This window comes from Maritimimonas rapanae (assembly GCF_057837205.1).
The window spans coordinates 317326-332292 of sequence record NZ_JBYQFI010000001.1 but is presented as its reverse complement, the minus strand read 5'-3'; the positions used below and the strand labels follow the sequence as shown (position 1 = coordinate 332292).

General features: G+C 32.6%; 15 protein-coding genes. 8 read left to right on the top strand and 7 right to left on the bottom strand.

Annotated elements, in window-relative coordinates; all coding sequences use genetic code 11:
• The 3 genes from AC3IF2_RS01540 (at position 1) to AC3IF2_RS01530 (ending at position 1545) form a co-directional block, all read left to right on the top strand.
• The gene (locus AC3IF2_RS01540; RefSeq protein WP_489165250.1) at positions 1 to 633 is read left to right on the top strand and encodes an endonuclease/exonuclease/phosphatase family protein; all 633 of its coding nucleotides are present in this window, start codon (positions 1 to 3) and stop codon (positions 631 to 633) included.
• A gap of 6 nt (positions 634 to 639) precedes the next feature.
• Positions 640 to 1215, top strand: a complete 576-nt coding sequence (locus tag AC3IF2_RS01535) for a DUF1287 domain-containing protein (RefSeq protein ID WP_489165249.1) — start codon at positions 640 to 642, stop codon at positions 1213 to 1215.
• A gap of 138 nt (positions 1216 to 1353) precedes the next feature.
• Positions 1354 to 1545 carry a cold-shock protein gene (locus AC3IF2_RS01530; RefSeq protein ID WP_480196770.1) on the top strand — a complete coding sequence of 64 codons (192 nt, stop codon included), beginning with the start codon at positions 1354 to 1356 and terminating at the stop codon, positions 1543 to 1545.
• A gap of 59 nt (positions 1546 to 1604) precedes the next feature.
• On the opposite strand, the gene AC3IF2_RS01525 is transcribed toward AC3IF2_RS01530, so the two are convergent.
• Both AC3IF2_RS01525 and AC3IF2_RS01520 read right to left on the bottom strand, forming a co-directional pair.
• Complete coding sequence (locus AC3IF2_RS01525; RefSeq protein ID WP_489165248.1) at positions 1605 to 2483, bottom strand: dimethylarginine dimethylaminohydrolase family protein; 879 nt, start codon at positions 2481 to 2483, stop codon at positions 1605 to 1607.
• Positions 2480 to 3790: an amino acid permease gene (locus tag AC3IF2_RS01520; protein ID WP_489165247.1), complete on the bottom strand. Its 1311-nt coding sequence runs from the start codon at positions 3788 to 3790 to the stop codon at positions 2480 to 2482. The genes AC3IF2_RS01525 and AC3IF2_RS01520 overlap by 4 nt, the downstream gene beginning before the upstream one ends.
• A 76-nt stretch (positions 3791 to 3866) precedes the next feature.
• Between AC3IF2_RS01520 and AC3IF2_RS01515 the strand changes: the two genes are divergently transcribed.
• Positions 3867 to 4946 carry an SRPBCC family protein gene (locus AC3IF2_RS01515; protein ID WP_489165246.1) on the top strand — a complete coding sequence of 360 codons (1080 nt, stop codon included), beginning with the start codon at positions 3867 to 3869 and terminating at the stop codon, positions 4944 to 4946.
• Between the two features lies 1 nt (position 4947).
• Here the strand turns inward: AC3IF2_RS01515 and AC3IF2_RS01510 are convergent, their stop codons facing one another.
• From AC3IF2_RS01510 to kdsB, 3 genes are all read right to left on the bottom strand, one after another.
• On the bottom strand, positions 4948 to 5661 hold the full coding sequence (locus AC3IF2_RS01510) for an ion transporter (protein ID WP_489165245.1): 714 nt from the start codon (positions 5659 to 5661) through the stop codon (positions 4948 to 4950).
• Positions 5661 to 9971, bottom strand: coding sequence for a DNA polymerase III subunit alpha (gene dnaE, locus AC3IF2_RS01505; RefSeq protein ID WP_489165244.1), 4311 nt, complete (start codon positions 9969 to 9971; stop codon positions 5661 to 5663). The genes AC3IF2_RS01510 and dnaE overlap by 1 nt, the downstream gene beginning before the upstream one ends.
• Before the next feature lie 102 nt (positions 9972 to 10073).
• Positions 10074 to 10820, bottom strand: a complete 747-nt coding sequence (gene kdsB / locus AC3IF2_RS01500) for a 3-deoxy-manno-octulosonate cytidylyltransferase (protein ID WP_489165243.1) — start codon at positions 10818 to 10820, stop codon at positions 10074 to 10076.
• A gap of 160 nt (positions 10821 to 10980) precedes the next feature.
• On the opposite strand from kdsB, the gene AC3IF2_RS01495 reads away from it, so the two are divergent.
• The 3 genes from AC3IF2_RS01495 (at position 10981) to AC3IF2_RS01485 (ending at position 12785) form a co-directional block, all read left to right on the top strand.
• Entirely contained in the window at positions 10981 to 11487 is a 507-nt protein-coding gene (locus AC3IF2_RS01495) for a 30S ribosomal protein S16 (protein ID WP_489165242.1), read from the top strand.
• A gap of 61 nt (positions 11488 to 11548) precedes the next feature.
• Positions 11549 to 12079: a ribosome maturation factor RimM gene (gene rimM, locus AC3IF2_RS01490; RefSeq protein ID WP_489165241.1), complete on the top strand. Its 531-nt coding sequence runs from the start codon at positions 11549 to 11551 to the stop codon at positions 12077 to 12079.
• Positions 12072 to 12785: a tRNA1(Val) (adenine(37)-N6)-methyltransferase gene (locus AC3IF2_RS01485; RefSeq protein WP_489165240.1), complete on the top strand. Its 714-nt coding sequence runs from the start codon at positions 12072 to 12074 to the stop codon at positions 12783 to 12785. The genes rimM and AC3IF2_RS01485 overlap by 8 nt, the downstream gene beginning before the upstream one ends.
• Here the strand turns inward: AC3IF2_RS01485 and AC3IF2_RS01480 are convergent, their stop codons facing one another.
• Positions 12786 to 14156 carry a saccharopine dehydrogenase family protein gene (locus AC3IF2_RS01480; RefSeq protein ID WP_489165239.1) on the bottom strand — a complete coding sequence of 457 codons (1371 nt, stop codon included), beginning with the start codon at positions 14154 to 14156 and terminating at the stop codon, positions 12786 to 12788.
• Positions 14157 to 14220: 64 nt separating this feature from the next.
• Complete coding sequence (locus AC3IF2_RS01475) at positions 14221 to 14442, bottom strand: putative signal transducing protein (protein ID WP_489165238.1); 222 nt, start codon at positions 14440 to 14442, stop codon at positions 14221 to 14223.
• 74 nt (positions 14443 to 14516) lie between these two features.
• Between AC3IF2_RS01475 and AC3IF2_RS01470 the strand changes: the two genes are divergently transcribed.
• Positions 14517 to 14891 carry a DUF423 domain-containing protein gene (locus AC3IF2_RS01470; RefSeq protein ID WP_489165237.1) on the top strand — a complete coding sequence of 125 codons (375 nt, stop codon included), beginning with the start codon at positions 14517 to 14519 and terminating at the stop codon, positions 14889 to 14891.
• Positions 14892 to 14967 lie beyond the last annotated feature (76 nt).

Below are 14967 nucleotides of genomic sequence, written 5' to 3'. Positions count from 1 at the left end.
TTGTCGAGTAATAAAGAATCTGTAAAGGTTATAGATTATATTAAAAATAAGAACCCAGACATATTGGTTTTGCTAGAATATAATCCAAAGTGGGAAAAAGAATTGCAATCAATTACAAAAGAATATCAGTTTTATAAAACTGAAGTTAGAACAGATAATTTTGGAATAGGATATTTCAGTAAAATTGAATCTGAATTATCAATCATTAGGTTTGATCACACTCAAGTTCCATCGATTAAATCTAATTTAAAGTTTAATAATGACTCTTTAACAATTATTGCAACGCATCCGTTTCCTCCTGTGGGACAAAATAGATTTGAAGCTAGAAATTTACACCTAAAAAATTTAGCCAATAAATTTAAAGGGGTATCTGAAAACTTAATAGTAGCTGGAGACTTAAATACTTCTTCTTTTTCAAAACATTTCAAAAGTTTCAAAAGAGAAACCGACTTAAAAGATTCGCGAAATGGTTTTGGTTTACTTCACTCTTGGCCTGCAAATTTTTCATTTATGAAAACAACTTTAGATCATTTTTTAATTGGCAAAAATATCGTAATTCTTAACCGAGAGGTTGGAGAAAATATCGGTTCAGATCATTTACCAATCAACATGGAATTCAGAATTAAAGATTAATTGAATATGAATAAATTAATTATATATTTTTTAGTGTTTCTTATAGAATTTGGATATTCTCAAACTACTACCGAAAAACTATCCTTATCAGATGCTGCTTTAGAGCTTACAAAGGATAAAGTAGTTTATGATGGTAGTTATTTCTCCATAGATTACCCAAATGGAGATGTGCCAAAAGGCAAAGGAGTTTGCACCGATGTTGTGATTAGAGCATATAGAAAATTAGGTATTGATTTACAAAAGGAAGTGCATGAAGATATGAAAGTTAACTTTAGCAAATACCCAAAAATTTGGGGTTTAAAGTTTACAGATAAAAATATCGATCACAGACGTGTACCAAACTTAATGACCTACTTTAAACGAAAAGGTGCTTCAAAACCAATTACCAAAACTGCTAGTGACTATAAACCCGGTGATATAGTTGCTTGGCGATTAGCGAATGGTCTCACCCATATTGGCATTGTAGTTAATAAAAAATCTCGTGACGGAAAACGTCATTTAATTGTACATAATATTGGTGTCGGACAAGTACTCGAAGATTGTTTGTTTGATTTTAAGATTATTGGGCATTACAGACTTTAATATCTTCTATGTCATTCCGCACTTGATACGGAATCCAGCAAATCATAATGTGATCCTGAATCAAGTTTAGGATGACAAATATTCTTGGCACACTTCTTGACTATCATCTAGTAATTAATATTTTAAATTATAATAAAAATGAGTAAAGGAACAGTAAAATTCTTCAACGAGTCTAAAGGATTCGGATTTATAACAGAAGAAGGTTCAAACACAGAACATTTTGTTCACGTGTCTGGTTTAATCGAAGAAATTAGAGAAGGTGATGAAGTAGAATTCGATTTAGCCGAAGGCAGAAAAGGTTTAAACGCAGTAAATGTAAAAGTTATTTAAATATATATTACTAGTTAAATTTTAAGAAAAGCTCCTCAATTAAGGGGTTTTTTTACTTTTTATACTTCTCTTAGTAATGGCCTAGTCAAACATGTTGGTCCTCCACCTCCTTTAACACTAATATTATCACCTTTATAAGTAAGTACTTCACAACCATTGTCGATCAATTGCTTTTTAGTTATTGGATTTCCGTCAACCATCACACATTTTCTAGACGCTATGGCTAACACATTACAGCCCATAGATTCAAACTCCTCTTCGGGAACTTCCACAAAATCAAAACCTTTTTCTAACAATTGATTTCTGAATTTTATAGGCATTAAAGGAGAATAAATAACAGCTAGGTCTTTATCAACTGGACTCAATATTGACATTAAGTGAAAAACATCAGAAGATCCTTTATAATGTGGCAATTCTACAACCATTACTTCTATATCTTTCGGTTCTAATAATTCTTTTAATTGTTTAATTCCTTCATCATTTGTTCTATAGGTATGACCAACAGCTAATGTTTTTTTATCTAGCCAAGCTACATCACCGCCTTCTAAAGTTCCTGGAGATTTAATTTCTCCTAAAATTTTTAAACCATTATCAGCATATGCATTCTTATGAGAATTGGGTTCACTCATCCTTCCTTCTTTTCCCATATTACACAATATCATTCCAAAATCCGTCGCTATTGTTGCATCTCTGCAATAAATAGAATCAATCGTAACTTCTTTATCATATGGAAAATGGTGAATTTTTACTTCATTAGTTTGAAGTATGTCTTCAAAAATCTCATATTCTTTTAATGCTGTATCAAAATCTGGGCTCGATAAATAATTTAGATCCCGCCATTGTTCACTAATATGAATATTAGAAATAAAGGCATTTCTCGCTGATTTCAAATAAACTGATTGTAGTTTTAGATATTCTGAATGTGAAGTGGTTTTCATTTACTCTTTATTTGATTCCATTTCATCAATACATAAAAAGGAACTCCTAGCAACAAAAGTAAAAATCCGTAAAAAACAGTTTCAGATCCTGAGCCGTAAATTGCCCAAATAGAAAACACAAAACCTAGAGCAGATAATACAATAGTTTGAAGAATATTTTTTGCTTTTAACTTCTTTTCTAATACTATTAAAACATATGAAGCGGCAGTAAAAGCATACGGGACTAATACAGTTAGCGTTGATAGCAAGATCATAAATTCAAATTGCTTCACCAATCCTTCAGTATAGTTCATTATCATCACTAAAGATGACAATATACTTCCTATTATAAGGCCAACAATTGGTACTCCCTTATTATTCTCTTTTTTAAATATTCTTGGAAATAAATTGTCTTTTGCTGATGCCATTGGTATTTGTCCTACCATTAATATCCAACCATTTAAAGCGCCAATTGCAGCAATAGCAGCACCGCCAGCAACCAAGTAACCTGTCCAACCTCCACCAATTAATTTACCAGCTTCAGCAAAAGGAGCTGGTGAGTTTTGAAAAACCGAAGTAGGCAATATTCCAAATAGCACAACAGTGCCTAAAATATAAATCAATGTAGTTATTATAGTGCCTAGCATCGTTGCTTTTGGAATTGTTATTTCTGAATTCTTGATGTTTACAGCTGGAATTGTAGCACTTTCAATACCTAAAAAAGAAAATAAGGTCAATGTAGCTACAGTTGTTAGTGTTATAAAATCATTGTTCCCTGTTAAATTAAAAGCAGGAAAATTTTCTATTTTAAAAAAAAATAGGCCAGCAAAAATTATAAAAACCAAAGGCAGTATCTTTAATGCTGTGGTAATGACTTGAACTTTGCCCGATTCTCTAACACCTTTAGAATTTATCCATGTAAACAACCAAATAAATGCAAGACCTAAGCTAACGGCATATATAGGTTTTTCTGTTAATGAAGGTAAAAAAAAACTTAATGCACTTACTATCGCAATAGCGATAGCTGCATTGGTAATCCAAATAGAAATCCAATAGCCCCATGCCACCAAAAAACCTATAAAATCTCCAAATCCAGCTTTAGAATACACATACGGACCCCCACTTTTATTAATTATAATCTTACTAAAATTACTGAATATTTTCGCCAAAATTAAAGCACCAGCTGCAGAGAAAATCCATCCTAAAATACTAATACTTCCATATTTTGCTAATGTAGCAGGAAGCACAAAAATTCCAGCCCCAATCATATTACCAACTACCAGGGATGTTGCAGTGATAAGGCCTATTTTTTGAGGCTTAGAAGGCATTAAGAGGAAAATTAAATTTTAATTAATACTTTTATGGATATTTGTAAATATACCATTAAATAATTAACACCTACCTATGTTTAAAATTGATCCCGATATTACAAAAGCAGAAACATTGCCGGCTTCTTTTTATAAAGATGATGCTGTTTTTGAAATGATTAAAGAAAAGGTGTTTTTAAAATCTTGGCAGTGGATAGGTGATGAAAATTTGGTGAAACTTCCTCAATCGGTCTATCCTTTTGTTTTATTAAATGGTTTTTTAACAGAACCAATGCTTTTAACTAAAAATAAAAATGATGAAATTAATTGCTTAACAAATGTTTGTACACATCGAGGGAATTTGGTAGCATTAAATCCTGGAAAATCTAAAACATTAACCTGTATGTATCATGGGCGTCGGTTTAATTTAAAAGGTGAATTTGAACATATGCCAGAATTTAAAGAGGCAGAAGACTTCCCTAGACCTTGTGATAATTTATATCAATTCCCTTTTGAAAAGTGGGGTCCTTTTTTATTTGCAGGATTAAATCCATCTTTTGATTTTGAAAAGGTCCTCAATAAGATGAATGAACGTGTCGGTTTCTTGCCTTTAAATGAATTTTCATTAAATACCACATTATCGAAAGATTATTTGGTGCATGCGAATTGGGCATTGTATTGTGATAATTACTTAGAAGGATTCCATATACCTTTTGTACATGAAGGGTTAAATAAAGTACTCGATTATGGTGATTATACAACTGAGGTGTATGATTATTGTAATTTACAAATAGGGTATACTAACGATGCTACTGAAGTCTTTGATCTCCCAAAAGATCATCCTGATTATGGTAAAAATGTTGCTGCATACTACTATTGGATGTTCCCAAATATGATGTTCAATTTTTATCCTTGGGGATTATCTGTAAATGTTGTAAAGCCTATAAGCATTCATAAAACTAAAGTTTCTTTTATCTCTTATGTTTATGATGAATCAAAACTAGACAAAGGCGCTGGTGCCGCTATCGATAAAGTAGAGCGTGAAGATGAATTTGTGGTTGAAAATGTACAAAAAGGTGTACGATCTTCATTTTATAAAGCTGGTCGCTTCTCACCTACTCGAGAGAAAGGAGTACATCACTTTCATAGATTATTAGCAGAATTTCTAAATAAATAAATTATTTGGCTTCTTTACTGTCTATAGATTTCGTTAAGGCAGACGAAATAATTCCTGTGGGTATCGCTACTATGCCTAACCCAATCAATAATATTAAAAAAGTGAATATTTTACCTCCTGCAGTAATAGGGTACACATCACCATAACCCACTGTAGTTAACGTAATTACTGCCCACCATAAGCTATCAAATATTGAAGAGAATTGTTCAGGTTGTGCTGCATTTTCAAAATAATAAATACCTACAGCTGCAAGGTAAATTAATATAAGCGTAATAAATAAAAACAGTAATATTTCCTCTCTAGCATACGAAATTGCTCTTAAAAAATGTCGAATAGCTTTGTTATATCGTGCCATTTTTAGAATACTAAATAATCGTAAAAAGCGTAAAGCCCTCAAAGCACGCAGGTCGACGCCAAAAGCCAAGTAAAAAGGAAGAATAGCTAACAGGTCTATAATACCAAAAAAACTAAAAATAAAACCTGATTTGTTATCAGCAACAAAAACTCTTAATAGGTATTCAATAGTGAAAATAATAATACAAAATATCTCTATACTTTGTAAAATGGTCCTTGTTTGAGGTTTCAGATCTGGAATGGTTTCTACTGAAAATGTAATAATCGAAATAATAATCAGTAGTTGAATAAAAATAGCGAAAATTCGACCATACTTCGAGCTAGGATCATTTACAATTCTACTTAAAGAAACTTTATTCATTAATTCAATTTATATAATACTTGCTGAGTTTCTAAAGTACTTAACAATTCTTGAGATATTTTAACTTTAGATGTTCTACTCGGCATATGTAATTTTAGTTTGTCCTCAATATCGTACACTACAAAATTGAGTACATCCTTTCCTTTATGATCTCCAACAATTTTTTCTATTCTATCTATTTTATCGTCATTCAATTCATCAATATTTAATTGCAAGGTTAACTTATTAGCCATAACCTCTAATACATCTTGCAACATTTGCACTTGATTAAATTGAATTCTAACATCACCCTCACGCCATCCTGGTCTCACAGACATTTTAATATGTAAGAAAGAATTTGGTATTAAGAAATGCTTAAATTTTAAATAGTCTTCACCAAACATTCTAAATTCATGCGCTTCTGTATAATCCTCAATAATAAATGAGGCCCACCCTTTTCCGTTCTTAGAAATACGATGTTGTACATCTGTTATTATACCACCTATGGCTAAATCTTTACCTAACAAATCATCTTCATTGGCAAAAGCACTAATAGGAGCATTGCAGAAATATTTTATTTCGGTTTTGTAGTCGTCAAGCGGATGGCCAGAAATATACATGCCGATTACTTCTTTTTCTTTGGCTAATTTTTCCATGATTCCCCAAGGTTCGCAATCTGGAATGATAGGTTCATCAAATTGAACTTCAGACGCTTCACCAAATAAGGACACCTGTGCAGAATTTTTATTTTCCTGATACTTATTACCAAAACGAATCGCTTTTTCTATAAATGTTTGTCCTCGTTCGTCAATCTCAAAATACTGTGCTCTATTAGAATCAAACGAATCGAAAGCTCCCGCTAGGATTAATCCGTCAAAGGCTTTTTTATTGGCAGCTCTTAGATCGATACGTTTAGCAACATCAAAAATCGACTTATAATTTCCATTTTCTTTACGCTCTCTAACAATAGCGTCAACAGCACTTGCTCCTACTCCTTTGATGGCTCCCATACCAAAACGAATAGCACCTTGTTTATTTACGGCAAATTTGTAGAATGATTCATTAATATCTGGGCTTAATACTTCTATACCAGCACGTTTACATTCATCCATAAAGAAAGAAACCTGCTTTATATCATTCATGTTATTCGATAGCACTGCAGCCATATATTCGGCAGGATAATGCGCTTTTAAATAAGCTGTTTGATAAGCAATATAAGCATAACAGGTAGAATGTGATTTATTAAATGCATATGCAGCAAAGGCTTCCCAATCTTTCCAAATCTTCTCTAAAATCTCTTCTGGGTGATTGTTCTTTTTACCGCCTTCAATAAACTTAGGTTTTAATTTTTGTAGTAAAGCAAAAATCTTTTTACCCATCGCTTTTCTAAGAACATCTGCTTCACCTTTGGTAAAACCTGCCAATTTTTGTGATAGTAGCATCACTTGCTCCTGATAGACAGTAACACCATAAGTTTCTTTGAGGTATTCTTCCATTTCTGGGAGGTCATACTCAATAGCTTCAATACCATGCTTACGCTGAATGAAAAGCGGAATATATTCCATAGGCCCCGGACGATACAAAGCATTCATAGCAATGAGGTCAGCAAATTCTGTTGGCTTGAGATGCTTCATATGCTTTTGCATACCAGGTGATTCATATTGAAAAATCCCTACGGTTTCACCACGCTGGAATAGTTCATATGTTTTAATATCGTCAAGCGGAAAAGAATCAGGGTTTAATTCTATACCATGCAATGCTTTTACAATCTTACATGTGTCCTTGATTAAGGTTAATGTCTTTAATCCAAGAAAATCCATTTTCAATAAACCTGCATCTTCAACTACATAGTTATCAAACTGGGTTACATATAAATCTGAATCTTTGGCTGTTGCAACAGGAATTAAATTTGTGATATCTTCTGGTGTAATGATTACACCACATGCATGGATACCTGTATTACGCAAGGAACCTTCTAGCTGAACTGCTTGTTGTATTGTTCGCGCCTCAATACCTTCTCCGTCAGCAAGATTACGTAATTCGTTTACTCTCAATATTTCATCTTTGCGAAGCTCTTCAATTTTTTGAATACTCTTTTCATCTTCCCCAAAAATGGTTTTTAGCTTCGTATTCGGAATGAGTTTTGCAATTCTATCTGCATCAGGCAAAGGTAAATCGAGTACTCTAGCTGTATCTCGAATAGAAGACTTTGCTGCCATAGTACCATACGTAACAATTTGAGCTACCTGATTTGCACCATATTTATTAATTACATAATCCATTACCTTGCCTCTACCTTCATCATCAAAATCAATATCAATATCAGGTAACGATACACGATCAGGATTCAAGAAACGCTCAAAAAGTAAATCGTATTCAATGGGGTCTATATTCGTGATTCCTAAACAATATGCGACTGCTGAACCCGCTGCTGAACCACGCCCTGGCCCTACCGAGACATCCATTTTACGAGCTTCAGCAATAAAATCTTGAACTATTAAGAAATAACCAGGATAGCCGGTATGTTCGATAACGCCCAATTCAAAATTTAAACGTTCATTAATCTCATCGCTAATTTCATCTCCCCAACGCTTTTTAGCACCTTCAAATGTTAGGTGCTTTAAATAGGCATTCTCACCTCTCTTACCACCATCTTTTGCATCCTCTTCACTTATAAATTCTTGAGGAATTTCAAACTTAGGCAGCAAAACATCCCGAGCTAACTCATAAGGTTCTACCTTATCTATAATTTCTTGAATATTAATAATAGCTTCAGGAGTGTTTTTAAACAACTCCTTCATCTCATCTGCGCTCTTAAAATAATATTCTTCGTTAGGTAGTCCGTAACGGAATCCTCTACCTCTTCCCTTGGGTGTTGCTAATTTTTCGCCATCTTTTACACACAATAAAATATCATGTGCTTGCGCACTTTCCTTATCTACATAATAAGTATTATTTGCCGCAACAACTTTTACGTGGTGTTTTTTAGAAAATTCGAGTAACGTTCTATTTGCATTCGCTTCGTTCGCCTGACCATGATCATTTAGCTCTAAATAAAAATCATCACCAAAAGTGTCTTTCCACCAGAGCAAAGCATCCTCTGCTTGCTTTTCACCAACATTTAGAATTTTACTTGGTATTTCACCATACATGTTTCCGCTTAAAGCGATTACATCTTCTTTGTATTGTTCAACAATCTTTTTATCAATACGAGGCACATAATAAAACCCATCGATATAGGCAATGGATGACATTTTTGCCAAATTGTGATACCCTCTTTTGTTCTTGGCTAGTAAAACTATCTGATAGCCATTGTCTTTAACAGATTTATTGGTGTGATCTTCACAAACATTAAATTCACAACCCACTATCGGCTTGATAGGATGATCGGCATATTGATTATGTTTTAAAATTTCCTTCACAAAATTGAATGAGCCCATCATATTACCAGTGTCGGTAAGAGCCACGGCTGGCATTTTATGTTCAATAGCGGCATTAACCAGTTTAGAAATACTAGCTGTTGATTGCAAGATGGAAAACTGAGAATGATTATGTAAATGTGCAAATTGGGTGTTTGCTAAATCTGTATTTACTTCTGAAGAAATAGTAGCAGAAACTGTTTCAACTTGTTTTTTAAGTTTGTCACTTTCCTTTTTTAGATTGGTATGTTTTAATCCAACAGATTCGATTACTTCTGGATTCTCTTCTTGGAACTTTTTAAAATAATCATCCGAGACATCTAATTCATCTTTTGTGAAAATCTCTCTACGGATCAATTCAAAGAAACAACGCGTTGTGGCTTCAACATCTGCAGTTGCATTATGAGCTTCAGCAAATGGTATGTTAAATAAATGTTGATGTAATTCTGTTAGTGTTGGTAGTTTAAACTTTCCTCCACGACCACCTGGCAACTGACATAATTCAGCCGTAGTTTCAGTACAGGTATCTAAAATTGGTAGATCGTTAAGTTTGCTTGTAATTCCTTTTCGGTAGAATTCACAACCCATAATATTTAAATCAAATTCTACGTTTTGACCAACTACATAATCTGTTTTAGACAACGCATCATTAAATAGACTTAAAACATAATCTAAAGGTTCACCTTTTTGTTCAGCCAATTCTGTAGAAATACCATGTATTTGCTCAGAATCATACGGAATATTAAATCCTTCTGGTCGTACCAAAAAATCTTGATGTTCTATCAATTCACCGTGTTTTCCGTGTAATTGCCATGCTATTTGCACACAACGAGGCCAATTATCTGTATTGGTAATTGGTGCATTCCAGCTTTTTGGCAAACCAGTAGTTTCGGTATCAAATATTAAATACATCTAAGAATTTTTGAATAAAAAAATGAGAATTTAAAAGTACATAAATAGGTACTTTTAAGTACTACTGTACGTAGTCTTTTTATCAACAGTCCGTTAAAAAGTTTATTGAGATTTCAGGAGCTTTCTTACTCGCTCAACATCAGCTTGTGTATCGACACCAATAGCTTGAGATTCGGTAATTTCTACCTTGATCTTTTTACCATTTTCTAACCAACGGTTTTGTTCTAAAGATTCTGCTAATTCTAAAGAAGTCTGTTGTAAACTAGCAAATTCATTCAATGCTTTTGGTTTAAAACCATACATACCAATATGCTTATAAAAAGTATGTTTCTTGTTCCAATCACTTCTCTCACTATCTCGAACAAATGGAATTATAGAACGGCTGAAATATAAGGCATTTTTAAATCGATCAATAACTACAAACACACCAGTTTTGAGATCATCGTTTTCTTTAGCAGGAATTACCAAAGTTGCCATTTCTGTTGCATCTTCGTAAAAACAAGAGATTAGTAATCGAATCTGTTCAGGATCAAGTAATGGTTCGTCACCCTGTATATTAATAACAATATCAAACTCCTTCCCAATTTGTCTAGAAAAAACACGATAAGCTTCTAAGCATCTATTAGTCCCTGTATTATGATTTGTTGAAGTCATTACAACATTTCCTCCAAAAGTATTGACAGCTTCAACAATACGTTCATCGTCTGTAGCTACAACAACATGATCTAGTAATTTACTTACTTGTTCATACACACGTTGTATCATTGGCTTACCACAAAGATCTATTAATGGTTTACCTTCTAATCGCGTTGAACCGTAGCGTGCAGGTATGATTCCTAAAGCATTCATTCAATAACTTTTGTAATGGCAAATATCAATAAAATTCCACCAAATAAATAATAGATTATTAGTTAGTTATATTTAAAAAACTTGTTATCTTTGCGCCCACTTATCACGAGATGGTAAGATTTTTAATAATCAAGGTCGTGAACCTTAAAAATTAACAAAAATGTCAGTAAAAATTAGACTACAAAGACACGGAAAAAAAGGAAAACCATTTTATTGGATCGTTGCTACTGATTCAAGAGTAAAAAGAGATGGTAAATTTTTAGAAAAATTAGGTACTTATAACCCCAATACTAACCCTGCAACTATTGATTTAGATGTTGATGGTTCTGTAAAGTGGTTACAAAATGGAGCGCAACCTACAGATACTGCTAGAGCAATATTATCGTATAAAGGTGCTTTATTAAAGAATCATTTAGTTGGCGGTGTTCGTAAAGGTGCTTTAACAGAAGAACAAGCTGAAGAAAAATTTCAAGCTTGGTTAGAAGAAAAAACTGGTAAAGTTTCTGCCAAAGCTGATGGATTAGCTAAAGCCAAAGCTGATGCTAAAGCCAAAGTTTTAGAAGCTGAAAAAGAAGTAAATGAAGCGCGTAAAGCTGCTGCAACTGTTGTAGAAGATGCTATTGAAGAAGTTGCTACTGATACTGAAGCTTCAAACGAAGAAGAATAAAAATTACTTTTTATACTTTTGAAGCCTGACTTATAAGTCAGGCTTTTTTATTTAAAAATTTATGCAAAAAAAGGATTGTTTCTTTTTAGGGAAAATTGCGAGAAAACATAGTTTTAAAGGTGAAGTTGTAATCGCTTTAGATACCGATGAACCTGAACTATATGCTAATATTGATGCTGTATTTGTAGACATGGGCAAAAACCTTTTGCCATTCTTTATTGAAAAAAGCCTGCTACAAAAAGGAAATCAATTACGCGTTAAGTTTGAGGATGTAAATTCTGAGAAAGATGCTGAATCGATTCTAAAACGCGACACATATCTTCCATTAGACCTTTTACCTAAATTAGAAGGAAATAAATTTTATTATCACGAAGTAATCGGTTTTACTATTGATGATATTAACTATGGTGAAGTAGGTGAAATTGTTGGAATTAATGATTTTACTGCTCAACCATTATTTGAGATTAAAAAAGGAGAAATAGAATTGTTAATTCCCATGATTGATGATTTTATTAAAAAAGTTGATAGAAAAAATAAAACTGTAGTTATAGAAACACCAGAAGGTTTAATAGATATGTATCTTAATGAGTAAACCTTTTAAATTCAAAGAATTTACTATTCTGCAAGATAAATGTGCCATGAAAATTGGTACCGACGGCGTATTATTAGGCGCTTGGGCTTCACTAGAACAACACCCAAATTCCATTTTAGATATAGGCACTGGTACTGGCATTATTGCATTGCAATTAGCACAGCGAAGCAATGCAGAACTTATTGATGCTATAGAACTTGACGACAATGCTTACGAACAAGCCGTAGAAAATTTTGAAAATTCAGATTGGGGAGTCAGATTATTTTGTTACCATACTTCTTTGCAAGAATTTACCGAAGAAATCGATGATAAATATGAATTGATAATTAGTAACCCTCCTTTTTACAGGGACAAATTTGAAACTGAGAATGAATCTAGAAATAAAGCGCGTTTTACCTCTTCTTTATCCTTTGAAGAACTAATCAATTCAACTTCAAAATTATTATCAGAAAATGGAGTTTTTGCTACAATTATTCCTTTTAAAGAGGAAGAAAATTTTATTCAATTGGCATCAATTAAAAATCTATACCCAGCAAGAATTTGTCATATAAAAGGTAATGTTGAATCTGAAGTTAAACGCAGTTTATTAGAATTTTCCTTCCACGAAAGTGAAATAAAAAGAGAAGAATTAAGTATAGAAATTAAAAGGCATCAATACACTAAACAGTATATTGATCTGGTAGAAGATTTTTACCTAAAAATGTAATTAACTTATTACACTCTCTGGATTATAACCTAAATAAGGTACATGCTTTTCTATAAACTTAATACCATATTCTTCTAATTCTTTTAGAATAGGTTCGTAAACCTCTTTAGAAATTGGTAACTGAACACCAGGTGTTTTAATTTCACCATTCAATATCTTTAATGTCGCAATCCCTACAGGCAAACCAACAGTTTTAGCCATTGCTGTATATGTTTGGTCTTCACCAATAACAACCAAACTACTATCTATTTGTTTCTTTTCACCTTTATATTTATAACCAAATTTATGCTGCATTACGATCATATCTTTATCATCTTCTTCCAATGTCCAACTATCCATTAGTATTTTTTGTAGCATTTGCGCTGGTGTAGCATTTTTAATCCCTATTTTTTTATTCGGATTAAAAATATCGAGCTCCTCTAACTTACCCCACATAATATCATCTTGATCTATCTTTAAATATGATCTTAATTTTAATTCTACAGAATCTGTAGGACTGTAAGCCAAAAATAGATTTATAAAATCGCGATAGGTCATATTCTCTGAATCTTCAATAGTATAAGTATCATCTGTCATACCTAATTGAACAAAGACATTCCACGCTCTAGAAAATCCTATTTTACGAATAGTACCTCTATACATGGTAGGTATGTTATCTAACCCATAAATACTTCTATACTTTAAAGAATCTCTATTGGCGTATGCCTCAAACTTTCCGCTGCCATTTACAGTTAAAAATTCAGTTCTTCTAAACAATTTATGATAAGGTATATATTTATAAGTGCCTTCTTGTATAAACATCGCCGCACCTCCTTGACCAGCTAATACTACATTTCTAGGATTCCAAGTAAACTTATAATTCCAAAGATTTGTATCACTCTCTGGCGCTACCAATCCTCCTGTAAAAGATTCAAACAATAACATTTCGGCACCATTATCTCTTATCCTATCGATCACTTGCATAGCGCTCATATGGTCTATACCAGGATCGAGCCCTATCTCATTCATAAATACTAGACCTTTATCTTTTACCTGAGTATCTAAAGCTTTCATCTCTTTAGAAATATAAGATGCTGTCACCATATGTTTACCGTAAGCAACGCAATCTTTAGCTACTTCTACATGAAATCTAGCTGGTAACATAGAAACAACTATATCTGCATTTTGAACAGCTTTTTTTCTTGCCTTTTCATCAAAAACATCCAACTCAATTGCAATTCCGTTTTTATGATCATCAATACGTTCTTCAGCCGCTTCTTTAGAAACATCACCAACTATAATTTGAAAATTTTCTTCAGTAGATTTATCTAATAAATACTTAATTAATGATGAAGATGAACGACCCGCTCCTATGATTAAGATTTTTCTCATTTCGACTTTAAAATTATCGAAGCGAATGTATAAAATTTGAAGAATTATTGGTCAAAAAAGTTATTCAAGTTTTATACAAACTCAGTATAGTTCTTGCTTCCTCATAATCAGCAGCATCTACATTTAATTTATACCCTTCTATAAATGCTGTGCCAATAATAGAATTTAAATGCTCATCAGCTATAAAGCTATTTATGCCTTTACTCGCAAGTTTAGTTCTCGCTAAATGAACTTCGTGCAAAAAAGTTGAAGTAAATACAGTTTTTAAGCTTTTATCTTGGTCCATCGAACAACTTTTAGTAAATATAAAATATTAACTTAACAATTATATTAATTTTGGAATTCAATTTTGCTTATAAAATGAAGAACAATCTGATTATAACAACTGTTTTAGGCATACTCACAATTATTTTAGGAGCCTTTGGCGCTCATGCGTTAAAGGATAGCCTAGAGCCTGAAGCCTTAAAAAGCTTTGAAACTGCAGTTCGCTATCAAATGTACCATGTAATAGTATTGCTATTTGTAAATACTTACCAAGGATTTTCTACGAAAGCAAAAAGCACAATTAGCAATTTATTTTTTATCGGAATTTTATTCTTTTCTGGGTCAATATATTTAATAACGGTTGGTAACATCTCTGCAAAATCTATCTGGTTTGTTACCCCGTTAGGTGGTTTATTATTCATTCTAGGATGGTTTTTCATGCTAATTTCTTTCATAAAAAAATCTAGCTAAATTGTTAATAAAAGTAGATTTCAAACGTTTTCGTTATAAAATAATGTGTATTTTTGACCCCTATTTACATTAACAC